Raw genomic sequence first — 24,603 nt, forward strand, 5'->3', positions numbered from 1 at the left:
TGCCTGAATCGTAGAGCAAATTAGAAAGTGTGATGTTGAGAATTGGAAATGGGTAGAAAACTACCCATTTGTTTTATAGAAATGTTACTAGGCTTGTGAGCCACGTTATTCCTCTATTCGACGGGGACTTGAAGAGGCTCGTTAGCTGCTTTATTTGGCTCTTTTACTGCGACGATAGGTTCTTGAGGGCCAAGAAACTTAGGCTGCGTATTGATAATATACAGGTCTAAAAACGCTTTCACACGGGCTAGCAGTTCTCGAACACGCATCGATGTTTTTTGCTTGTTGGCCGTCGGCCCTGCTACCGCGAGACACTGCGCATCAATGCTGTAAGCATCAGCGATGAACAGTGCGCGTTCGCAGTGAAAGCGTTGAGTCACAATCAGAAATCGCTCCGAAGCAAAAATTTTTTTTGCTCGTACAATCGAATCTAAGGTACGAAAGCCAGCATAATCAAGGTGAATCACTTCTTCAGGCACGCCTGCTTTAAGTAAGTCGCGTTTCATTGTCCACGGTTCGTTATATGAACGGTGGGCGTTATCACCACTCAATAAAAACTGTTTTACTTTGCCTTGGTTGTAAAGCTCAATCGCCGCATTAATGCGATGAGTGTAGTAAGTGTTGAGGATCTTTCCGATGTATTTACTGGTACCAAGAACTACGGCAACCTCATGTTGAGGGATTTGCTCGTATTCAGTGAAAATGCTCTCTTTGGCTTGTAAAACCACCCACCGGTCGATGGCAATAACAGAAACAAGCAGACTAAGTGCAGAGATCGACAAAATCAAAGCAAATCGCTTCCAGGAAAATTTCAGCTTCCACTTTGATCTTATGCGAGAAAACAACAAAACGTTTTATATCCTTAACTAAAAATGTAGTTCTCATCATATCTGATAGAAACAAAAAGAGAGAAGCCCATTTATGCCAAAATCTGGTTAGGATGATAAAAAAATAAAAGCCCCTACATGGTAGGGGCTAATTATTAAACGAATTGTCTCAAGCTTAGAACGCAGTGCGTTTGTAGCGGCGGTAAACAGGTTGCCAGAACGACTGTTCAATCGCCACGTTCAATGCTTCATCAGTAATTTCTAATGCGACACCTTGTTCAATTGCCTTTTTACCAACGGCAAATGCGATTTTTTTCGATACTAAGTGGATCTCTTCCAGTGGTGGAAGTAGTGCCCCACGACCGTTGATTGCTAGAGGAGAACATGTTGCGAGCGCGCGGCTTGATTCCATTAGCATCTCGTCAGTGACACGTTTTGCATTGACAGCAAGTACACCAAGGCCAATGCCTGGGAAGATGTAGCTGTTGTTACATTGTGCAATAGGGTAAGTGCGACCTTCATGAACCACTGGCTCAAATGGGCTACCTGTTGCAACCAGTGCTTCACCATTTGTCCAACGAATGATGTCGTTCGGTGTCGCTTCCACGCGGCTTGTTGGGTTCGACAGTGGGAAGACAATCGGACGCTTACAGTGTTTATGCATTTCTTCGATGACTTCTTGGCTAAATAGGCCAGGAGCACCAGAAACACCAATTAGTACCGTTGGCTTGGCGTTACGCATAACATCGAGTAGTGAGAAGCCATTTCCTTCATTTTCCCACTCTTTCGTATTGGTATGCTTTTGCACCAAGCGTTGTTGGAAATCAAGAAGGTTAGGCATGCCTTCTTGTAACAGACCCCAACGGTCAACCATGTAAACTTGTGAGCGAGCTTGCTCGTCAGAAATTCCTTCCGATACCATTTGTGCGATGATCGCTTCTGCGATACCACAACCAGCAGACCCTGCGCCTAGGAAGGTAATACGTTGTTTAGAAAGCTGAGTTCCTGCTGCTTTACAAGCTGCAAGTAGAGAGCCAACAGTAACAGCAGCAGTACCCTGAATATCATCATTGAAGCAACACACGCGGTCTTTGTAACGCTCAAGAAGAGGCATCGCATTTTTCTGAGCAAAGTCTTCGAATTGGATCAAAGCATCAGGCCAACGGCGCTGTACCGCTTGGATAAACTCTTCTACAAATGCATCGTATTCTGCACCCGTAATACGAGGATGACGCCAACCCATGTACATCGGATCAGCTAAGCGTTGCGGGTTATTGGTACCCACATCAAGCACGATTGGTAGAGTGTAAGCAGGGCTGATACCACCACACGCGGTATATAGTGACAGTTTACCGATAGGAATACCCATGCCGCCGATACCTTGGTCACCCAAGCCAAGGATACGTTCGCCATCTGTCACAACAATCACTTTAACGTTGTGGTTTGCTGCGTTGTTCAGCAAGTCGTCAATACGGTCACGGTTTGGGTATGAAATGAACAGACCACGACCACGACGGTAAATGTTAGAGAAGTTTTCACATGCTGCGCCAACAGTCGGTGTGTAGATGATAGGCATCATCTCAGAAATGTGATTTTGCACTAGGCGGTAATACAATGTTTCGTTGGTGTCTTGGATATTACGCAGATAAATGTGCTTATCCATATCGCTTTCGAAACTTTTGTATTGCTGGTAGGCACGTTCCACCTGCTCTTGGATAGTTTCGGTCGACTCTGGAAGCAGACCTTCTAAGTTGAATGAACTACGTTCTTCAGCAGAGAATGCACTGCCTTTGTTCAAAAGAGGGGTTGCTAAAAGGGCCGGACCCGCATATGGAATATATAGTGGGCGTTTATCGTTGTTCATTGGGTGCCTTATGTAGGGTTGAAGGATGCGCACCAAATTTTAACGGGTTCACTATTTAGTTGTAAACATGCGTTGATGCACATCAATGTAATGTTGCAAAAAAATTCAGATACCGACGAAAATATCGGCAATATTGGTTGTTTAGAGATACCTAAAGCATGATTTTTTTACTTGGGTATAATGTTTTGCATCATCAAATCAAATCCAATTTCTATGTTTCAACTACCTATCGACAGCCTGCAAGCCGAGTTTGACCATCATGTAAGCCTTAACCATCTTGTGGTGGAAGCCGAAACCGGGTCGGGTAAATCTACCCGCTTGCCCATGTGGGCGGCAAAACACGGACGCGTTCTGGTTATTGAACCACGTCGAATTGCTTGTACCTCGCTGGCTGAATTTCTTGCGGAGCAATCTGGAGAGCCAATAGGTCGCAAAGTCGGTTACGCGATCAAGCTTCATGCCTACTTTGATGAAAAAACCGAAGTTGTATTTGTGACTCCGGGGGTTGCACTGCGTTGGTTTTCGGAAAACAAGCTAGCAGACTTTGATGTCGTGATAGTGGACGAATTTCACGAGCGACGCTGGGATATTGATCTATTAACCGCCATTTTGAAGCAAGAAAATCAACATCGATTGATCGTCACTTCTGCTACCTTAGAAGGCGAAAAGCTTGCTCGTTACCTGAATGCTAAGCGTCTGCGTTCGGAGGGACGTTGCTTTCCAGTCACGGTGACACATCGTTCTACAGACATCCGCTATTTACCGAACAAAAAGGGATGTGAACAGGAGGTTGTCGGAGCGGTAAAAGAAGCACTGGAAGATGAAGATGGCGATATTCTTGTTTTCATGCCTGGACGCAAAGAGATCACCCAATGTGCTCAGATGCTACAAAGTTGTGGCGATGTCATGGTGGTTAAACTTCATGCCTCGGTCAGTGATGAAGAACGACATCGTGCGTTGACGGTACAAAAGCAACGGAAAGTCGTATTGGCAACCAATGTCGCAGAAACCTCTCTGACCATTCCTAATATCCGGGTGGTAATCGATAGCGGCTTAGAGCGCAGAACTGTACAACGAAATGGACGTACAGCACTGACGTTAACCAACATTTCTAAGGCCAGTGCCGCGCAGCGAATGGGGCGAGCAGGTCGCGTTACCGAAGGGGCTTGTATTCGTCTATATGGTGAGCACGCGCCTTTAGAGTTGGTGACACCTCCAGAATTACACAGAGAAGAGCTCGTCGAGCCCATGCTGGCAGCGGCTTGTTGTGGGTACCGTCTCTCAACACTCGATTTTCTCGACTCAATTCCAGAAAAGTCGCTAGAGGCATCTCATTCGACGTTGTTATCCATGGAAGCGATTGATGAGGATGGCAATGTCACGCAGCACGGGAGAAAAGTATATCCACTACCCATTGATGCACTGTTTGCCGATCTCGTTACCAGAATTCAAGCGAAGCCAGAGAAGGAAGCAATGATTGATTTGGCTGCCGCCTTATCTGTGCCTGCGCAGCTCTATCAGCGACAAAGTGGTGAAGTTGCTGAGCTTCTATCTCAAGAGGAGCCATGCGGATGTGATGCCTCTTTGTTGATCCGTTTGGTTCGGGGGGAGCAACTCTCAGGCATTATCATTGATGCTAGCGCGCTCGAAGAGGCACAAGGTTTAGCGAAACAAATGCGAGAAGTGTTTGAATTGCCGGAACTTGACGTTGCCTCTCGATATAAACGTGAAGCGCTCTTTTTCTCCATCGCCTCATTGCACCCTGAGCTTGTGTTTGTCCGACGAGCTCGTCGAAGGGATGCTCTAGGAAATGGCGTAGTCGAGATGCTGGTTGGGCGTAACAGCCGCTTTCCTGATAAAGAAGAAGCGGCCATCGTGCTAGATAGCCATAGCGTGCCAGGACGAGGTGTTAAGCAAACACTAAACCTCGCATCGGTTATGATGCCTATCCCGCTGACGTTATTACGCGAACTTGAGCTAGGGGAGTGGCAACAAGGTGAGACGAATTATGAAGAAGAGACCCCAAGAGCAACAATGCATTTGGTCTACGCCGGGCGAACAATCTGTTCTGAACATCAAGCGTTACAAGGTGATGTTGCTGTTCAGTCTATTGTCGAAATGATAGAAGACGAGACACTGTTACCAGGATTTGCTTCTCAAAGAAAACAACAAATCCAACACTGGAAACTCTACAACGCATTGGGCCTTAATGTCGAAGGAGAAGAGGTTAACGACTTGGCCTCCTTGACATTTTCTAGCTGGTTAAAGGATCAGTTGGAAACATTAGGCGTTGAAAATGTCGATGATATGGCGTTGTTTGAACCGGAAGACTTAACATTTAACGGTGTTCCAGAATGGGAATACGACGATTTCACGGAGCAGTACCCTTTAGAACTTTCGCTGCCAGAACTCCAACTGGATGTTGAGTATTACGCGTCTCGCAAGCTAGTACAGGTCGTTTATCGAGAGGGAAACCGTAAGGGAGACCCGAAGCGTTGGGAGTTGCCACGCTGGGCTGGTTGGAAGATACAGTATAAAAAGGCCAGTCGAGTGATTGATGTGAAGTAGGTAGGCGGATGACGTTGTGACAAGAATTGATATTTTCTTGGTGAATCTATAATGATTTCATATTGATATCGTTACTTACGTGTTGTTTTTAGTTTCTTAATTGAAATATTAATCAATTGAATGCTTATATATGGCGAAGCTGTACATCAGTTGTTACAAAGCTGGTTTTAATATTTCCTTTTGCATGTAAATTAGTGCATAAAAGACGAATGTTTTATATCCCATTGCTATATCAAAACAGTTGAACGATATTTGGTATATCTCATTTTCGAGTGTCGGGGGCATAGAATGGATCAACAAGGAAAGACGTGCATTGAATTCGACTACACTAGCTTTTTAGGGGCGACAGGTAGTAAAAAATGGACCTTCTTAGAGGCATTTGCCACCATCGCGCCTATTTTCGGTTTGATGTGGAAACAGAACATTGCGGAATTGAGCAAGCCTGAAGATCGGTTGTGGGATGCCGCATTAAAATCGATGTCTTCTCGTAAAAGTGATGAATCCAATTTGGTCCGCTTAACCCAGTTAGCTAAACATGAAGGGATCAATGAATTGCGAGTCGTTATGCCATATTCGCTCGATGTTCAGCAAATCGAGTACATAGAATCTCGCAGTCAGTTGAAGGTGGATACGTCAGAACAAGATGTCCTTAACATCAAGTTTTAGGCTGAGCATTTCCACTTCATCGATGTACCACTTAACAATAGTGCAATGAAAAGCGACCTCAAAGTAGGTCGCTTTTTTATTTTGAGGTTTTTGTCACAGGTCTTGGAAGTGTGATGAATATAGAGTATTTGCACTTAAATTAACAAAAATGTAACGTTTGGAAATGCAATTGTCATAACTAGCTTCTAACTTTGTGTTTTTAGGACAAATTACCGACTAAGTGGTTGGTACTGTAAGTTCGAATTAACGTCCCTTATTGGCACACAAGGATGATTGAGTCACCACGTCATTTGGGCATAAAAACAAACACAATAAGAAAGGAAGTCAATATGTCTTTGTCTCGTCGAGACTTTATGAAAGCTGCCTCTTCAACGGCGATTGTTACCGGGCTGGTGGGCTGTGGTAGCGATGCTAGTGAATCTGTTGCGGTTACCTTTGAGCACGGAGTGGCGAGTGGAGACCCTACTCAAACACAAGTAATCATTTGGACTCGTGTTACAACCTCAGCGAGCTACGCAGATGTAAGCTGGCAAGTTTCATCTAACGAAAATTTTACTGATATCGTGCAAAGTGGCACTTTTGCCACAGACACGAGCCGAGATTTCACGGTAAAAGTTGATGTTCAAAACCTCAACGCAAATTCTCGCTACTACTATCGATTCATGGTTGGAGATGTCACTAGCGAAGTCGGGCAAACTCAAACATTACCAGAGGGTGGTGTAGAAAAGGCATCCATGGCCGTTGTTTCTTGCGCAAACTATCCTGCTGGTTATTTCCATGTGTATCGAGAGATCTTAAATCAACATGAGCAAGAACCGTTTGATGTGGTACTTCATCTCGGTGATTACATTTATGAGTATGGGGCTGGTGGCTACGCTAGTGAAGATGCTGAGGCACTAGGGCGAGAGCCAAGCAAAGGCACTGAATGCATTACCTTAGATGATTACCGAAAACGGTATGCGCAATATCGCCAAGATGCTGATCTGCAAGCGTTACATGCGAGCCTACCAATGATTGCAGTCTGGGATGACCATGAGCTTGCAAATGATAGTTGGAAAAATGGTGCGGAAAACCATCAAGAAGAGGAAGGCCGCTTTAATGATCGTCGTGCAGCTGCGGCTGCCGCGTGGACAGAATGGTTGCCCGTTCGTGAAAACACTTTCTCAAACATGCTGATTTACCGTCAGTTTTCGTTTGGAAGTTTAGTCAATTTGATGATGCTCGACACGCGACTTGTGGGGCGTGATAAACCGTTGGATTATTTCTCGCTCAGCTCACCAACGATGGAAGCTATTGGCGGTTTAGTTGCCCAGTCGCGCAGTCAAGACCGAGAGCTGTTAGGCGGTGACCAACTCGCTTGGCTGATGGATGTGTTCAGTACGCACGACGCAACTTGGAATGTGCTAGGGCAACAAGTGTTAATGTCTCGTATGGAGTTGCCAAGTTCGGTTATGACCGCGATGTTTCAATTGTTTACTGCCACTGAAGAACAAAAAACAGAGGCGTTATTAGCGGTAAACTCTGCGATTACGGGTTATCTCTCTGACCCAAGTTTAGATACCATTGCTTTGCCATATAACCTAGATGCATGGGATGGTTACTACGTTGAGCGAGAGAACGTTTATCAACTGGCCAAAGCCAGCAGTGGTAACTTTGTCTGTTTGGCAGGAGATACGCACAATGCATGGGCAAGTGAGCTTAAAGACGTATCTAAGCATCCTATCGGGGTAGAGTTTGCGACTAGCTCTGTGAGTTCCCCTGGGTTAGAAGCCTACCTCGCGTTAGACCCTGTTGCGATCACTCAAATGGAATACACGCTGCCGCACTTAGTGTCAGAATTACAGTGGGCAGACATCAAACAGCGTGGCTTTATGCGCGTTACTTTTACGCCCGACAAGGCAGAGGCGACCTGGTATTTCGTATCAACGATTAAAGACAAAACATATCAGGTGACGACCAAGTCAGCCTCTACAACAGATGGCACTACGTTAAATATCGGCTAAACTGAGCCTAATACGAAAAAAGTCCGCAAGCTAGTGCGGACTTTTTATTGGAAAGCATTTAGCAATCTAGCGACAGTGCTAGTCAATCAATCCGTATTCTTTGCTCAGAACTTCGATGATTTCCGCTTTCGGATTCTCACTCAAATGAATCGGCTTGCCTGTAATCTTCTCGGCAATACCAATGTAGGTGCTCGAAATCGCCATCAAAGATTCGACGGGTAAAGCATTATCACGAGCGAGTGCTTCACGCTCTGGCATACGTTCTTTATTTAGCAAGATATCTGGGTCAGGGAAGTGGTTAAGTAGGAACTGGCGGAAACCTTCTTTTGAGTTCTCTACGATGTGACCTGCTTGGTACTCTTTAGCATCCCATATACGAGACGAGTCTGGTGTACCCACTTCATCCATGTAAATCAGCTTTTCATTGCCAGCAGCATCATGAACATAACCAAATTCGAATTTGGTATCGACAAAGATTTGGTCAATTGCTTCTAATGCTTGGCTGATAACGTTAAAGCCTTCTTTCAGCAGTTTTTCGTAGAGTGCGATATCGTCCGCACTTGAGAAGTTAAATGCTTCGTAGTTGTCTACGATATTTTGACGAGTAATATTAACGTCATCCGCTTCTGGCACACCGGGAATGCCTTTTAGAATGCCTTTTGTGGATGGGGTCATTAGCAACTCTGGCAGTGCTTTGTCTTTTTCTAACCCTTCAGGAAGTTGGATTCCACAAAACTCGCGCTCGCCATTTGCGTAAGCGCGCCACATCGAACCCGTGATGTATTTGCGGCAGATGGCTTCGATTTTTACCGGTTTGGCTTTTTGTACAATCCAAACAAAAGGGTGAGGAATGTCTAGAATATGGCTATCTGCTAAGCCATTTTCTTTGAACAGTTTGAACCAGTGATTAGAAATCGCATTAAGCGCAGCCCCTTTACCCGGGACACCATTAAGACCACCTTCAGCATGCCAAATACAATCGAACGCAGAGATTCGGTCGCTAATCACCATGATAGCCAAAGGCGCATCTGGCGCGACATTGTATCCTTTTTCTTTGATCAGTCGGGCGCTGTCTTCATCAGTTAACCAGTAAACTGAACGAACTTTTCCACTATGAACGGGTTTATGGGTGCGAATTGGCAGGTCGTCATTGACGGCAAGTACTTGATTAGCAAGGCTCATTGCGACATTCCTATCATCTTAATCAAACGTCAGAAAGAGAAGATATTCAGCAAAATGTGGGCGCTGAATAAATCGAATGTGGGCATCATACCAGAACTATTTTAACTCGCCAGAGAAAAAGCAAACGTTTGCCTATTTTCTTTAATACAAAAAAAGCCCCCTTAAAAAGGAGGCGAGATGCAGGATGGATAACGTCGAACTTATTAGTGGTACTTATTAACTCTGCCTTCGACGAAAAAGACTTCACACTGATAGCGCTGCGCCATGTCGCGCAACATAGATTGATTCATAAGTGCAATTTTATTGGATGCGACAACAGCACTGGCATTGCCTGATCGGATGGCTTTTATCACGATCTCGACTTCTGAAAGCTGTTGAGAGGGCTTCATTTGAATAACGTTTTTACAGCAAATATTAGAAGCAGTGAGTTGTTCAAAGTCTGGACGAGGGCAGTCTGCTGTAAACAAAATCCATTGTTTCTGCTGCGATAAAACAGCCAGCTTAGATAGAAGCTGATCCGAAACGGCCATGGGCTTAGTTGCTTGTGCCAATACGTTGTAACGAGAGTATGTATGAGATTGACTTTGTAACTGCATCTTACTGTTCCTTTATACATGCTGTATGCCTATACAGTAGTTTGTTTTGGCGACCTGATCAACAAGTTTCTCAAAAGTTATTTGCGGTTTTTTGAAAAGGAAATAAAAGAATTTTACTTTAAGTAATTGAATTTATTTGTTTATTTTTTATTTCTGATATGTCTAACATCAATTTAAAAATGTGAGGTGAGTAGAAAGTTGGACGAGAGACATACAGGGGTTTACTACTGTATATACAGGTGTTTTTCACGGACAGTGGTTTGTATACAGTGGAAGAGGGCTGATAACCGATGCGACATGCTATGTAGGATAGGAGGGAATACGAGATAGAGATTGGAAATAGGCTTGGGAGATCAAAAAAGCGCCTTATAAAAGGCGCTTTTGAAAATCAGTTCCATTGATTCCGTCTTGCTTAGCTCGCTCGTTGCAAACGTTCGCGCATTTGCAATTCGCCTTGGTTAAATAGGCGCACGTCGATTTTTGCCATATCGTAACAAGCTTTACATGAGTAGTGGTGCTTGCCATCTAAATAATCGTGACGAGTTACAAGACTAGGTTTTTTACACCAATCACAGGTGCCTTCTTCAGTGAACATTGATTTTCTCCCCACCTAGATTAATTTGAGTCGTTAGGTGTTATTTTGCGCCGGGCATTATGGCATAAAAGCGCGACTTAAGTTAAATGTCTGTTAATTTCTTTGAGAGGGAGATCGATTGCGGTGTTTGATTATATGGGAATAAAAGCATGGTAGCCAAAGTATCCTGACCTATTTTTACTGTTTTGTAACATTTTGTGAGACGAGCTTAAAGGCATGATTGAGTCGCTTCATTTCTTCTTCACTGCCCCTTGTGTCAGGATGATAAAGCTTTGATAACTGTCTATAGCGTAGCTTGATTGCCTGTAAATCAGGGATGGTTTGTGGTGTGTAGCCAAACATAGCACACGCGACGCTTAGCTTATGGTTTTCTGCCTGAGTTTTGGATTTCTTAAATTCTCTGAATACTTTCTCTAACTGACGCTTCAGTTGCTTGTTCGTAAACTCTAGCTCTTTTATTTTTTCCGCCATTCGTTGATTTTGGCTTTCCTCTTTGGCTTCACGCGCTTTTCTATTCTGCTTAAGTTTTTTGATCGCGAGGAAACTTAAGCCGCTGATGATGAGGATCGCCGCTAGCCAAATCAGCCATAGAAACTGCGAGTGTTTTACTTTGGGGGTTGCAACTGTGCTTTTCTCTTCTTGTGTTTGCTCTGCTTTTTTATCGAGCGACTTTATTTGCGAGACTTGTTTAGCTCTTAGTTGGTTGAAGCGCAGCTCTAACAGTTGATTATAAGCTTGTTCTGCTGCTGGATTATGCTGAGAAGCCATTTGATACAAGGCTTCAGTCAATTGAGAAGTTGTGACCTTACCTGGATTGCGCTGAATAAAATCGGCGAGAAGAAAGCCACGATCGGTTGGGTCATTGAGTGCGATAGAGGTTAGCCAATATAACGCTTGTGTTTCATTTTTTTCGCCATTTATCCCTTTAGCAAAGTCGTTCGCGAGCTGTTTTTGTGCAGGGAGGTAACCTTGGTTGGCGGATTGCTCTAGCCAGTAGCGCGTTTCTGGTGAGGCTTCAGCTTCGTTTGATGCCAATAATTGTTGTGCGTACTCGTATTGTTCGATGGGGTCATTTGGAGCTTGAGAGGCAAGTGAGTAGCCAGAAAAGCTGAGGCTAAATAAGCAGAGTAGGGCAGACGTTTTGACAGACATTAATATGTCAGGCCTAACGATAATGGTTAGGCCTGCTCCGGTAATTTTTTATTATTACCGTTATGGTGCAACCAAATTACTTCAGTGGCAAGATCTGGATTTCAACACGACGGTTGCACGCACGACCTTCAGAAGTTTGGTTTGAGCAAATTGGGTTACGTTCGCCGTAGCCGCGTGCAATTGCACGACCAGGTGCAACGTTTTGAGATACTAGGAATTGACGTACGGACTCTGCACGGCGCTCTGACAACGTTTGGTTGTATGACTCACTACCTGTGCTATCCGTGTAACCGTCAATAACGAGACTGGTATCTGGGTACTCAACTAGGATGCGAGCAACACCGCGTAGAGTATTATGGATACTAGCATCAAGCTGGTAAGAGCTTGAAGAGAAGCCGATACCGTTTTCCATACGCAGTAAAAGCTGATTTTCACCAACACGCTGAACTTGTACGCCAGAGTTTAGCAAAGCGCGACGTAATTCCGCTTCTTGTTGGTCAAAGTAGTAACCAACGCCAGCGCCAGTCGCTCCGCCTGCGGCTGCACCAATGAGTGCATGCTGACGACGTTCTTTAGCATCATCACCCGTTGCTAGGCCGATTGCTGCGCCAGCGATCGCACCAATAAGCGCGCCTTGCGTGGTGGAGTTAGTTTCGTATTCACCCGTTGTTGCATTTTGGCGTTGAGTGGCTTGACAGCCAGTAAGAGCTAGCACTAGAGCTAGTGCAATAGGCATCTTTTTCAAGGGAAAATCTCCGTATAAAACTGAGGCGAAACCATGCCTCATAATGGGATGCGAATTATGAATAAACAAGCATTGATATTTGTTATGAGAAAGTAAGATTGATAAGAGTTTCTGTAAGAAAATTCCTATCAATACTGCCAAAGCTCTCAAAGTAAGCCCCATCGACATCGAAGTCATTGCTGCTTATGTGAATCCTTTACTATTCTGGCTATTTCGATGAATCGCCCAACATTTTGCGTGCTTGTTCGCCGCCCACTCCACGGTTAACTGAAACCTTTCTACCTTTCTTTAAGCCCACTTCGTAGTCTTCAGTTAGGTTTTTCATCGCTTCTTTCAATTGCTTCTTGAACGTTTCGCGGTCAATGTTTTGGAATTCTTTATCAATATAGTCATTAATTTTATTGGCCGACTCTTCATCTGGAGAAATAATTGGCAATTTTTCAATCGCGCCTTCCACCCAGCCAGATACAAATGAGTTCACACGGCGAGTCACTTCCTGAGAAGAGGTGCCGGTGCCAGCAAAGCTGTTTCGGAATTGTCCGGTACTTTCGTTCATCTCGCGATAAACAATATCGAAAGCAAATGCAGCAAAAATAGCGCGATCTGCTTCACCGATAAATTCGACACGTTTGAGCCCTTTGTGATTCAACAATACTGCTTCGACACCGAATTTTGTGTTAATGCCGCGAATCACTCGCAATATGGTAGAACTGATGTTCGCTGGTAGCAGATGAGAAGATTGTGTTTTTCCCATTCTGATGAACTCAATATCGTCTTTATCGAGACCATATTTAAGCATGAGGCGATGTGCCATTTTGATAGCATTGGCAGCCTCATTAACATTAGCGGAATTGCCCAGTTCTAAGCACTTGGCGATTTTTTTCAGAGCTTTTTGTTTATCCATCGACAACCAGTAACGAAAGCAGAAAATTTATGAAGTCAGACATATTACCTTTTTTGACATAAAAACGAAATACAAGGTGGGACTGAAGATAATTTCTGCACATAAAAAGAAGCCTCGCATTAAGCGAGGCTGGCGTTTTAGTTCGTCGTAATCAGTATGAAGTCGTACTTGTGTCTAAGAAGCCATTCTTCATTAAGATTCGTTAGAATTACAACCCGAGCTGGTTGAGCAAGTCATCGGCATCATCGTTTGATCCCGACGATTTAGATTCTTTCTCAGCCAACTGTTTACGTGTTGCCTCTAAAATGTCGTCTGGGTTTTCGTCTTCAGCAACTTCAAACTCTTCCAGTTGGATGAACTCAGTTTTATCCATTGCTAGCTCGAGATAGAAAATATTGTTGTTTTCGGTGGAGAACGTCACTCTGCGCGCTTGAGGGCGGTCAAGGTTGGTATCAACTTGTAAGATAACTTGCTTATTCAGCGCCAGCATTTTTGGTTGGTTTTGTGTGATGTTCGTTTGCAGGTCTTTACGAATTTTATTAGTGAAGTCTCCGACCAGTTGATTCATGAGTTCACCCAGAACATCGCCTACCTCGTCAGAAGTATGAGATATTGCCAGTTCTTCTTCTGGCATGCCCATATTACGCATGTAGTTGGTGTAGATCTCCAGTGCGGCTTTTGCCGTAAAATTAATCACAACTAGCCCGGTAAATCCGCCATCAAACAGAACAAAACAGCCAAAATCTGGTTTGAGGCTAGTCTTGTGGATTTTTTGCACCATTGCTGAATAATTTACTTGAGAAGATGTCGCCGAAGTAAGTACGCCAGAAACAGACTGGCAAAGTTTGAGAAGGATATCTTCAGTGGTCACAATTTTATTTTTTTTCATTCTGAAAACTCATCTAGAAACGCGATTCGTTCCCCAATGTAAGGCATCAAGCGTGAAAAAATAAAGCATAAGTTTAATTATTGTATCGAGATTCTGATTTGCTCGTCTTTTTAAATGTTGTAAAGTGACGAAATTCAAAGAATATTACTTCACTAACTCTTTTGTGGTGTTTTTTTCGCTTAGCGCCAATTTGTATGAGAAGTGAGCAAATAATTACACAACCCGCAGCTGATCGGATCAGCGTCGTAGGGGCAGGAAGCAAATGTTACCAAGATTACACTCGCAAACTGATGTCGATCCTCTTGTTCTTAGTTTTCTGAAAGAGCTTGAGCACGCCGGATTCACTGGTGATATCGAAAGCCAATATTCAAGTCGACTAGCGGTTGCCACTGACAACAGTGTTTACCAGCAACTTCCTCAGTCTGTCGTTCATCCCAAAACGACAGAAGATGTTTCTCTCCTCGGGAAACTGAGCAATAAAGAAAAGTACGAACGAATTACCTTTTCACCTCGTGGTGGCGGCACGGGGACCAATGGTCAGTCGCTAACCAAAGGTATTGTGGTGGATATGTCTCGCCACATGAACAAAGTGCTTGAGATTAATGAGAAAGAAGGCTGGGTTCGTGTACAAACTGGTGTAGTGAAAGACCAGTTAAATGACGCAGTTCGCCCTTATGGCTACTTCTTCTCTCCAGACTTATCTACCAGTAACCGTGCAACGATTGGCGGCATGGTCAACACCGATGCTTCTGGTCAAGGTTCTCTGAAATACGGAAAAACATCCGATCATGTTTTGTCGCTACAAGCGGTGTTTGCTGATGGCTCAGTTTTAGAATCAGACCTGTCCAACGGCTACCCAAAAGAAGACGAGTTTGCTGCCAAGGCGCTACGTGTAACGGAATCCGTATGTCGTGAAAAACGCCAGCAGATCGTAGATAAGTTTCCTCCTCTTAACCGCTTTTTAACGGGCTACGATTTAAAAAATGCCTTGAATGAAGAAGGTGACCGTTTCGATATCACACGAGTACTGTGCGGCGCTGAAGGTTCATTGGCATTCATTACCGAAGCGAAGCTTAACCTGACGCCAATTCCGAAAGCGCGTACTTTGGTTAACGTTAAATACAACAGCTTTGATTCTGCACTGCGTAATGCACCGTTGATGGTCGAAGCGAAAGCGCTGTCTGTAGAAACCGTTGACTCGAAAGTGCTTAATCTCGCGAAGCAAGATATCGTCTGGCACACCGTGAGTGATTTGCTTACCGATGTTCCAAATAAAGAGATGCTTGGCATCAATATGGTGGAATATGCAGGTCAGGACGAAGAAGAAGTTGCAGCGCAGGTTGCAGCGTTGACCGCCAAGCTCGATACCATGCTGGAAACAGAAGAAGCGGGCATCATCGGTTACCAAGTCTGTAACGATGTAGCGAGTATCGGGCGTATTTACAACATGCGTAAAAAAGCGGTGGGTTTGTTAGGCGCAGCAAAAGGCCGCGCTAAACCGGTCGCATTTGCTGAAGATACCTGTGTGCCACCAGAAAATCTGGCGGACTTCATTGTAGAGTTTCGAGAGCTGTTAGACAGCAAATCTCTGAATTACGGCATGTTTGGTCACGTCGATGCCGGGGTGCTTCACGTACGTCCTGCGTTGGATTTGTGTGACCCGCACCAAGAAGCATTGATGCACGAAGTTTCTGATGAAGTGGTTAAGCTGGTGGCGAAATACGGCGGTTTGATGTGGGGTGAACACGGCAAAGGTTTCCGTTCAGAATATGGCCCTGAGTTTTTCGGTGATGAGTTGTTTACTGAGCTGAGACGTGTGAAGGCGGCATTCGATCCACACAACAAAATGAACCCGGGCAAAATCTGTACGCCGCTTGATAGTGATGCAGAGTTAGTAAAAGTTACCGATACCAAACGTGGTTACTATGACCGTCAGATTGACGTTCAAGTACGTGACAGCTTTAAACAAGCGATGGAATGTAACGGTAACGGTTTGTGTTTTAACTACGATACTAGCTCGCCAATGTGTCCATCGATGAAAGTAACAGCCGATCGTCGTCATTCACCGAAAGGTCGTGCGGGTTTGGTTCGCGAGTGGTTGCGTCAGCTCACAGAGCAAGGCATTGATATCCTTGACTTAGAAAAGCAAACACTAGAAAACAAAACATCAATCAAAACCATGATTGACCGCGTACGTCATTCTATCAATCGTCGTCACGAGTATGACTTCTCTCACGAAGTGTATGAAGCGATGAATGGTTGTTTGGCGTGTAAAGCGTGTGCGAGTCAGTGTCCGATTAAAGTCGATGTTCCGAGCTTTCGCTCACGCTTTTTAAACATCTATCACTCTCGTTATCAACGTCCTGCAAAAGACTATCTGGTTGCCAACATTGAGACTATGCTGCCGATGATGGCAAAAGCGCCAGGTGTCGTAAATGGTGTTTTGAAGCAGTCGTGGGTGAAAAGTTTAACGGCATCTACGGTCGGGTATGTCGATGCGCCGTTGTTATCAGTACCCACCTTGAAACAACGAGTAGAGTCGCTGACAACGCCTTATGATCTGCAAGCGCTCAGTGGTTTGTCTTCGTCTGAAAAGAGCAAGCATGTTTTAATTGTTCAAGACCCATTCACTAGCTACTACGACGCTGATGTCGTTGAAGACTTCGTTAAGTTATTGAAAAAGCTGGGTATGCATCCGGTACTTCTGCCGTTTAAGCCGAATGGTAAAGCACAACACATTAAAGGGTTTTTACGTCAGTTTAAGGGCACAGCAGCCGACACAGCGAAGTTCTTGGCGATGGTAGCGGATTTGGATATCCCATTAGTTGGTGTCGACCCTGCATTGGTGCTGTGTTATCGAGATGAATACGCTGAAGTGCTTGGCAGTAAGCGAGGTGATTTCGATGTACTGACGGCCCACGAATGGCTTTACCCAAGATTAGAAGCGTTTGAAAGCGGAGAGCATAAGGCGCAGGAACCTTGGTATCTGTTTGCGCACTGTACTGAGAAAACCAAAATGCCAAATGCGGAAAAAGAGTGGGGCGCTATTTTTGCTCACTTTGGTGCACTTTTGAATACGGTACCTGTTGGTTGTTGTGGTATGGCGGGTACGTTCGGTCATGAGGTTGATAAGTTGTCGATGTCGAAAGACATTTACAATTTAAGCTGGAAGCCGAGCTTAGATAAGTTGGATAACGAGAGATGTTTGATTACAGGCTATTCTTGCCGCAGCCAAGTTAAACGCTTTGAAGGAACGAAGCCCAAGCATCCCGTTCAGGCATTGTTAACTTTGTTGTAATCGGACTAGATCAAGCCCAGTTTTACTGGGCTTTTTAGAAACCGTATTTAGACCCTTTCAAAGGATATGAATCTTGAGAAAACTTGAACTCAAAGTCCCACCTGTTGTGGTGTTTTTGCTAGTCATACTTTTGATGTACGGACTTAAAGTTTTGACGCCGAGCATGAACATTCGAGTACCCTTTGTTGAATTTGTAGTAGGTGTATTAACTTTGTTGTCTGGCTACATGGGCATTGCTGGCGTGTATGAATTTCGCAAAGTAAAAACCACAGTGAACCCAGTAAAACCTGAAGCGGCATCTTCTGTTGTAAGAACTGGTGTGTTTGCCTTTTCACGCAACCCTATGTACATGGCATTATTGCTTCTAATCATAGCAACTGGTTTGTGGTGGCAGCACTTGAGTGTGGTGCTTTGTGGCGTGATATTTGTCAGTTATATGAATCGGTTTCAAATCAAGCCTGAGGAACGCGTTTTAGAGCGATTGTTTGGTGAAGAGTATGTGGATTATAAAAACCATGTTCGTCGTTGGCTCTAAGCATTGCGTTTAGTTTTGTTTGGATGAGACATAAAAAGAAAGCCCAACGGTCGACGTTGGGCTTTCTTTTAGTAAACACGTTTTTTGTGCGCTTCTGATAGGGCAGTCTACTAGGCTGCCTTAACGAACTTTGCTAGGAATGCATCCTTACGTTCATTAAAGCGGCGTACAAGGTCATCAACCGCTTCTTGGTCATATGGCTTCAAGCCACTTGCAACCATGCGCTTAATACCTTTACCAACGACTTCACCGTCTTCTTTAAACGCAAAGTTTAAGGTGACTACACCTCGTTTTCCTTCTACGTCGAATGTTGCGCCAGTGAAATCCACCTCTGGATGCGTAAGGTCTAAGCGTGAAAATTCGACTTCCATGCTTTCATAAATAACTAATGGACGCTGGCAGTTGATCATCATTTGCTTCTCTTCCATAAGAGGAACCATGATGTGAGGGAAGTTCATACCAGAAAATTGCACGTAATTTGTCACTACATGCTCAATAAATGCCGGATCGTGGTTAGTTTCACCTTCACGGGACATGTGTAAGTATTCTTTACCTGCCTCGTCAACAACAGCGCTTTCTTTGTCACACTTATTTTCAATATGAAGTGCTACACCATCGTTTACCATGCCAGAGAAGTTAAAACGCATCTTTTGGCTAACGCCTTCTTTACTGAGAAGCACAGCGAAAAGTAAATCCCCAGGGACACAAAAGCGTTTGTTGTCTTCATCATGAATTGGGTTGTAGTCACCTGCGACACGTTTTGCAAAGTGGCTTGCTTGTTCGCGAGTGAACTGAAACTGGTGATTAGTGTTTGAAAAATAAGGTGTTAGAAACATAATTTTTACGTAGTAACCAAAACTGTGTGGGATTATATGCGAATATCTGCGTAGCAATGGTCCATCCAGTGAAAACTTCACCGTATCCTAACAATAAGACACTATTTCGGCGGATAAACCGTTAAAAACGCATACTTTAGCAACGCTTTTATTTGTGAAAACAATAAACAACGACCTTTTCGCTCGCCTATCTTTTAAAGTATAGCCATCAAAGTAGACAGGCGTTCATAAATAGTGCCATCAATATGTTTAATCGTATATAAAAAGGCTCCACGCAGAACGTAGAGCCTTCAAGTCATTATCTGTTTATTCGATGAAATGCCAGTTATGCTTGGTTATTGAACACTTGGTAACAAGCTCTCTGGCATGAGCGTGTTGTGAATAGCCAGCTTAAGCAGAGTATTTGCCTGTTCAATGTCTGGAGCAAAGTAGCGATCTTTATCGTAGAACGATACTTTTTCACGCAACATTTGTTTCGCAATCTCAATACGCTCAGAGGACTTGTTTGGCGCTCTAAAGTCTAGGCCTTGTGCTGCTGAGAGGTATTCGACAGCCAGAATACCGCGAGTGTTTTCGCCCATTTCTTTCAATCTGCGAGCCGCGAATGTTGCCATTGAGACGTGATCTTCTTGGTTTGCAGATGTTGGCAAGCTGTCTACTGACGCTGGGTGAGCGAGTGTTTTGTTTTCACTTGCTAACGCAGCGGAGGTAACCTGAGCAATCATGAAACCAGAGTTCACACCACCATTGTCGACTAAGAACGGTGGCAGTTTTGATAGCGCGCTATCGATAAGTAATGCCATACGACGTTCAGACAAGCTGCCGATCTCGGCAATCGCAAGTGCTAGGTTGTCGGCTGCCATTGCAACAGGCTCCGCGTGGAAGTTACCGCCAGAGATGATGTCACCATCTTCAGCAAACACCAACGGGTTATCTGATACGGAGTTCGCTTCTACTTGTAATACTTCCGCCGCATTGCGGATTTGCTGTAAACACGCACCCATCACTTGAGGCTGACAGCGCAAAGAATACGGGTCTTGTACTTTTTCACAGTTAGTGTGTGAATCACCTATTTCACTCGATGTGTCTAACAAATGACGGTATGCGAGTGCTGCGTCCATTTGGCTGCGATGACCACGTACACGGTGAATGCGCGGATCGAATGGACGTCGGCTGCCGAGAGCGGCTTCAACAGACATTGCACCACAAACGGTTGCTGACGCGAAAAGGTCTTCCGCGATAAACAGGCCTTCCAATGCGAACGCTGTGGATGCCTGAGTCCCATTTAGTAGCGCTAAGCCTTCTTTTGGCGCCAGAGTGATAGGCTCTAGACCTGCGATTTTTAATGCTTCTTGCCCGGAAATGATTTTACCGTTGTGGCGAGCTTGTCCTTCTCCCAGTAATACAGTGCTCATATGGGCTAGAGGAGCTAAGTCACCTGATGCGCCAACAGAGCCCTTTTTAGGTACGCAAGGGTAAACTTGTGCGTTGACTAGGTCGGTCAGCATATTAATGACTTTTAGGCGAATCCCAGAAAAGCCACGAGACAGACTATTGATTTTTAATACCATCATCAGACGAACCGTTTCATCTGACATAAACTCACCGATACCTGCCGCATGAGAAAGAACGATACTGCGTTGCAGTGTTTCTAAATCTTCTGGTGCTATTCGTGTGTTAGCCAATAGCCCAAAACCAGTGTTAATTCCGTAAACCGTTCTATCTTCCGCGATGACTCGGTCTACGACCTGTGTGCTTTCTTCAATGGCCGGAATGGCTTCAGGATCCAAAGTAAGGTTGACTGGTGAACGGCTCACTTGGCGTAGTTCGTTTAAGCTAATATGACCTGGCTTTAGCGTTAAATTTAACATCTCTTTCATCCTTACTTGAGCTTCTTCAGTTCTTCGTTGAGCATTGGCAAATCTAGCCCTTGCTCTGCTGCACATTGTTTAGCGATATCGTATCCCGCATCAGCATGACGCATCACGCCTGTTGCTGGGTCGTTATGCAGCACGCGGGCAATACGTTCTGAGGCATCTTCACTGCCGTCACAGCAGATAACCATACCTGAGTGTTGCGAGAAGCCCATACCTACGCCACCACCGTGGTGTAGTGAAACCCAAGTTGCGCCGCCCGCCGTGTTGAGTAGCGCGTTTAATAATGGCCAGTCTGATACGGCGTCAGAACCGTCCATCATACCTTCGGTTTCACGGTTCGGGCTTGCTACAGAGCCAGAATCTAAGTGATCTCGACCAATGACAACGGGCGCTTTAAGTTCGCCATTTTTCACCATTTCGTTGAATGCTTGACCAAGACGCTCACGATCTTTAAGACCAACCCAGCAAATACGCGCAGGTAAACCTTGGAACTGGATGCGTTCGCGAGCCATATCTAGCCAGTTATGTAAGTGCGGATTATCTGGAATTAGCTCTTTTACTTTTTGGTCGGTTTTATAAATGTCCTCAGGATCGCCAGAGAGAGCAGCCCAACGGAAAGGACCGATACCTTCACAGAATAGAGGACGAATGTAGGCTGGAACGAAGCCAGGAAAATCGAATGCGTTTTCTACGCCTTCTTCCAAGGCCATCTGGCGGATGTTGTTACCGTAGTCGAGTGTTGCGGCGCCGCGATTTTGCAGCTCTAACATCGCTTGAACTTGCACAGCCATGGATTTTTTCGCTTCTTTTACGACCATTGCTTCATCTTGCAAACGCATTTCTGCTGCGTGAGACATGCTCCAGCCTTGTGGTAAATAGCCATTGAGCGGGTCGTGTGCAGACGTTTGGTCTGTTACGACATCAGGCGTGATATTACGTTCTACCAGCTCAGAGAAAACGTCTGCTGCATTACCTAGTAGACCAACCGATACTGGTGTGTCTGACTCTTTAATGATAGCTAGCGCTTCATCTAAAGAAGTCGCTTTCTTATCGACATAGCCTGTACGTAGGCGGTAATCGATACGTGATTCATCACACTCTACTGCAATCATGGAGAAGCCCGCCATTGTACCAGCGAGAGGTTGAGCACCACCCATGCCACCAAGACCACCTGTTAGAATCCAACGGCCCTTTGCTTCACCGTCAAAGTGTTTTTTTGCAACAGATACGAACGTTTCGTATGTGCCTTGTACGATACCTTGCGAGCCAATGTATATCCAGCTGCCAGCGGTCATTTGGCCGTACATCATCAAGCCTTGTTTATCGAGCTCGTTGAAGTGTTCCCAGTTTGCCCAATGCGGAACAAGGTTTGAGTTTGCGATAAGCACGCGTGGGGCATTTTTATGAGTAGGGAAAACACCAACAGGCTTGCCTGATTGAACTAAAAGCGTTTGGTCATCTTCGAGTCTTTCAAGTACTTCAACAATCTTGTCGTAACATTCCCAGTTTCGCGCTGCTCGGCCAATGCCGCCATATACAACCAGTGAATGTGGATGTTCTGCAACATCAGGATCAAGGTTGTTCATCAGCATACGAAGAGGGGCTTCGGTTAGCCAAGATTTTGCGCGCAGTTTATCTCCGTGAGGTGCACGAATTGTTCTGCTTGTATCAAGTCGTGGATCTTGTCCCTGGCGCTGTGTCATTTCAGACTCCTTTAGTTTCTCGTGATGACCAAGTACTTGCTTGGTCGTAATAATCAGTGGCATCTGGGATGCATTATGGTTTGTGCTGTTTTTCCGCCATTGCGTTGGCGATATCCCAACACAAACGGGCAGCTAATCGTGCAGTTTGACTATCGACGTCATAATTTGGGTTGTATTCGGCGATATCAGCCAGCATTAGCTTATTTTTGTAATGAAGAATTCGATCTAAAAAGGGTGCAATAGTGTCGTAACTCACTCCCCGAGCTGCTGGTGCGCTGACTCCAGGTGCGGTTGCGGCAGGAAATACATCCAGATCAATGGTCAAATAGAGGTAGTCACAGTCGTCAATAAAATGCTGAAGCTGAGTTAAGTGATAACTGTGGTTTAAGTAGCAGAGCTGATTGTCCTCTACATACCAAACATTTAACGCATCTGCTTTTTCAAATAGCGCTTTAGTGTTGCTACTACGGCTTACACCAATACAAGCGTAATGAAAGTCCCAATCGTTACGTTGGCAAAAATGATGAATTTGGTTGAAGGGGGTGCCAGAGCTTGGTCTTATGTCGGTGAGGTTGCTCTCAAATGCGCGCAAATCGAAATGCGCATCGAAATTAATAATGCCGATTTTAGGCTTCTTCTCTGGATGGTGCGCTTTAAAATATTCCGCTAAGCCGGAAAACGAGGCCCACGCAATCTCATGCCCACCACCTAGCACGATGACTGGCGTATGGGGCAGTGCGCTTGAAATGGTTGCTGCACATAGAGCTTGGCTCTCTTCCAGTAAGTCGTCTTCACACACCACAGTACCTAAGTCATATAGTGGGGCGTCTTGGTGCCATGCTAAATTAGCGAGTGCTCGTCGGATTAAGTCTGGCGCTTTTTTCGCGCCAATGCGTCCTTTGTTTCTCGCAACGCCAGCGTCGGTAGCAAAACCGAGTAATGAGACGCCATGCGCAACGGCACGCAACTCATCTGCTTTTTGGCGTTGAACAACGTGATGAATTCGCTGACCAAGCTTGCCGTCCTCGGCATCATGACGGCCTTGCCAATGAAATAGGGGAGAGTGTAGGTCGAATTGAGACATATTATTGGCCTCCGTGTGAAATGTATTCACCATTTACTATACGACCTACCAGACGTTTTGCTCCGACTTGATAGCTTAAATCCGCAGGGCTTTCGATATCCCAGATAGAGAAGTCCGCATCAAACCCTACTTTGATTTCGCCACGTGAGTTTTGATAACCCAGAGCTTTGGCTGCATGTTGCGTTACACCACGCAATGCTTCTTGCGGTGTAAGGCGAAATAGCGTGCACGCCATATTCAGCATGAGTGTGAGATCAGAAAATGGTGATGTACCTGGGTTGACGTCCGTAGCAATTGCCATCGGCACGTTATGCTCTCTCAACAACTCAATCGGTGGTAACTGAGTTTCTCTTAGAAAATAAAAAGCGCCAGGCAATAGAGTGGCGACGGTGTTTGATCGAGCAAGTGCTTTAACACCTTGCTCATCTAAAAACTCGATGTGATCCGCTGACAGACCGTTGTATTGCGCAGTGAGGGCTGTACCACCGAGATTAGAAAGTTGCTCAGTATGCCCTTTAACCTTTAAGCCGTGGCGTTTTGCAGCTACAAACACTTTTTCTGTTTGTTCAAGATTGAAACCAATCGATTCACAAAAAACATCGACACTCGTAGCTAATTCTTCCTTTGCGACAACAGGGATTATGTCCTGACAAATGTGCTCAATATAATCATCTGCACGACCTTGGAACTCTGGCGGAATGGCGTGAGCGGCGAGAAGTGTAGTGGTGATTTTAACTTTGCGCTCTTGTTCAAGCATTTTGGCTGCACGGAGCATTTTTATTTCATCATTCAGTGTCAATCCGTAGCCTGATTTCACTTCGACAGAAGTGACGCCGCTCGCGAGTAGCCCGTCTAAACGTGGCAACGCTAACTCAACTAATTGCGCTTCGGTTGCTGAACGCGTCGCATGCACCGTTGAAAGTATCCCACCGCCTTGTTTGGAAATTTCTTGATATGGCACGCCGTTTAAGCGCATTTCAAATTCGTTGGCACGATTGCCCGCGTAAATAAGATGAGTGTGGCAGTCGATCAAACCTGGCAGAACTAACTTGCCTTGAAGGTCGATACTCTGAGCGTAATGTTGGGCAGACAGCAGAGACTCGGTTTGCGGTGCGTCTTCACCAATGGCACAAGTACTGATCGCAACGATTTTTCCAGATTTAATACCAATGCGCGCTGGAGGCGTTGGAAGGTATCCGCATTCTCCCGATTGCATGGTAACTAGACGTGCGTTTTCAATCAGCAAATCCATGTTTGTGTCCCTGTGTTTATTTGTATC

The 24,603-nt window shown here is 45.0% G+C and carries 19 protein-coding genes; 5 read left to right on the forward strand and 14 right to left on the reverse strand.

Annotated features, from left to right (window positions below; genetic code table 11):
- Window positions 1-113: 113 nt before the first annotated feature.
- Window positions 114-848 (reverse strand): vancomycin high temperature exclusion protein, encoded by a 735-nt coding sequence (locus tag R7F67_RS11535; RefSeq protein ID WP_005388862.1) that lies wholly within the window; start codon window positions 846-848, stop codon window positions 114-116.
- Between the two features lie 154 nt (window positions 849-1,002).
- On the reverse strand, window positions 1,003-2,691 hold the full coding sequence (locus tag R7F67_RS11540) for an NAD-dependent malic enzyme (protein ID WP_005377977.1): 1,689 nt from the start codon (window positions 2,689-2,691) through the stop codon (window positions 1,003-1,005).
- Window positions 2,692-2,904: 213 nt separating this feature from the next.
- On the opposite strand from R7F67_RS11540, the gene R7F67_RS11545 reads away from it, so the two are divergent.
- The 3 genes from R7F67_RS11545 (at window position 2,905) to R7F67_RS11555 (ending at window position 7,928) form a co-directional block, all read left to right on the forward strand.
- A complete protein-coding gene (locus R7F67_RS11545; protein ID WP_258494136.1) occupies window positions 2,905-5,259 on the forward strand; it encodes a helicase-related protein in 2,355 nt (784 codons plus the stop codon).
- A 288-nt stretch (window positions 5,260-5,547) separates the two neighbouring features.
- Entirely contained in the window at window positions 5,548-5,925 is a 378-nt protein-coding gene (locus tag R7F67_RS11550) for a hypothetical protein (RefSeq protein ID WP_005377965.1), read from the forward strand.
- Window positions 5,926-6,254: 329 nt separating this feature from the next.
- Complete coding sequence (locus R7F67_RS11555; RefSeq protein ID WP_258494137.1) at window positions 6,255-7,928, forward strand: alkaline phosphatase D family protein; 1,674 nt, start codon at window positions 6,255-6,257, stop codon at window positions 7,926-7,928.
- 78 nt (window positions 7,929-8,006) lie between these two features.
- Here the strand turns inward: R7F67_RS11555 and R7F67_RS11560 are convergent, their stop codons facing one another.
- From R7F67_RS11560 to R7F67_RS11590, 7 genes are all read right to left on the reverse strand, one after another.
- Entirely contained in the window at window positions 8,007-9,110 is a 1,104-nt protein-coding gene (locus R7F67_RS11560; protein WP_064376418.1) for a phosphoribosylaminoimidazolesuccinocarboxamide synthase, read from the reverse strand.
- 203 nt (window positions 9,111-9,313) lie between these two features.
- On the reverse strand, window positions 9,314-9,706 hold the full coding sequence (locus R7F67_RS11565; RefSeq protein ID WP_005377962.1) for a SulA-like leucine-rich domain-containing protein: 393 nt from the start codon (window positions 9,704-9,706) through the stop codon (window positions 9,314-9,316).
- Between the two features lie 412 nt (window positions 9,707-10,118).
- Window positions 10,119-10,301, reverse strand: a complete 183-nt coding sequence (locus tag R7F67_RS11570; RefSeq protein ID WP_005377960.1) for a hypothetical protein — start codon at window positions 10,299-10,301, stop codon at window positions 10,119-10,121.
- A gap of 177 nt (window positions 10,302-10,478) precedes the next feature.
- Entirely contained in the window at window positions 10,479-11,453 is a 975-nt protein-coding gene (locus tag R7F67_RS11575) for a J domain-containing protein (RefSeq protein WP_005388848.1), read from the reverse strand.
- A gap of 76 nt (window positions 11,454-11,529) precedes the next feature.
- Window positions 11,530-12,189, reverse strand: a complete 660-nt coding sequence (locus R7F67_RS11580) for an OmpA family protein (protein ID WP_005377956.1) — start codon at window positions 12,187-12,189, stop codon at window positions 11,530-11,532.
- A 217-nt stretch (window positions 12,190-12,406) separates the two neighbouring features.
- Window positions 12,407-13,102 (reverse strand): DUF2786 domain-containing protein, encoded by a 696-nt coding sequence (locus tag R7F67_RS11585; protein WP_005377954.1) that lies wholly within the window; start codon window positions 13,100-13,102, stop codon window positions 12,407-12,409.
- Between the two features lie 208 nt (window positions 13,103-13,310).
- The gene (locus tag R7F67_RS11590) at window positions 13,311-13,991 is read right to left on the reverse strand and encodes a DUF3334 family protein (RefSeq protein WP_005388843.1); all 681 of its coding nucleotides are present in this window, start codon (window positions 13,989-13,991) and stop codon (window positions 13,311-13,313) included.
- A 262-nt stretch (window positions 13,992-14,253) separates the two neighbouring features.
- On the opposite strand from R7F67_RS11590, the gene R7F67_RS11595 reads away from it, so the two are divergent.
- Both R7F67_RS11595 and R7F67_RS11600 read left to right on the forward strand, forming a co-directional pair.
- On the forward strand, window positions 14,254-17,289 hold the full coding sequence (locus tag R7F67_RS11595) for an FAD-binding and (Fe-S)-binding domain-containing protein (protein WP_054576438.1): 3,036 nt from the start codon (window positions 14,254-14,256) through the stop codon (window positions 17,287-17,289).
- 73 nt (window positions 17,290-17,362) lie between these two features.
- A complete protein-coding gene (locus R7F67_RS11600) occupies window positions 17,363-17,824 on the forward strand; it encodes a methyltransferase family protein (protein WP_054576439.1) in 462 nt (153 codons plus the stop codon).
- 110 nt (window positions 17,825-17,934) lie between these two features.
- Here R7F67_RS11600 and R7F67_RS11605 read toward each other — a convergent pair whose 3' ends face one another.
- From R7F67_RS11605 to hutI, 5 genes are all read right to left on the reverse strand, one after another.
- Entirely contained in the window at window positions 17,935-18,660 is a 726-nt protein-coding gene (locus R7F67_RS11605) for a DUF3581 domain-containing protein (protein WP_017821813.1), read from the reverse strand.
- A 335-nt stretch (window positions 18,661-18,995) separates the two neighbouring features.
- Window positions 18,996-20,531, reverse strand: coding sequence for a histidine ammonia-lyase (gene hutH, locus R7F67_RS11610; RefSeq protein ID WP_017821814.1), 1,536 nt, complete (start codon window positions 20,529-20,531; stop codon window positions 18,996-18,998).
- 11 nt (window positions 20,532-20,542) lie between these two features.
- Window positions 20,543-22,240 (reverse strand): urocanate hydratase, encoded by a 1,698-nt coding sequence (hutU, locus tag R7F67_RS11615; protein ID WP_054576478.1) that lies wholly within the window; start codon window positions 22,238-22,240, stop codon window positions 20,543-20,545.
- Between the two features lie 73 nt (window positions 22,241-22,313).
- Window positions 22,314-23,324 (reverse strand): formimidoylglutamase, encoded by a 1,011-nt coding sequence (hutG, locus tag R7F67_RS11620; RefSeq protein ID WP_054576440.1) that lies wholly within the window; start codon window positions 23,322-23,324, stop codon window positions 22,314-22,316.
- Window position 23,325: 1 nt separating this feature from the next.
- Complete coding sequence (gene hutI / locus R7F67_RS11625) at window positions 23,326-24,576, reverse strand: imidazolonepropionase (protein WP_054576441.1); 1,251 nt, start codon at window positions 24,574-24,576, stop codon at window positions 23,326-23,328.
- Window positions 24,577-24,603 lie beyond the last annotated feature (27 nt).

This window comes from Vibrio sp. YT-17, from assembly GCF_033337375.1.
Classification (GTDB): domain Bacteria; phylum Pseudomonadota; class Gammaproteobacteria; order Enterobacterales; family Vibrionaceae; genus Vibrio; species Vibrio alginolyticus.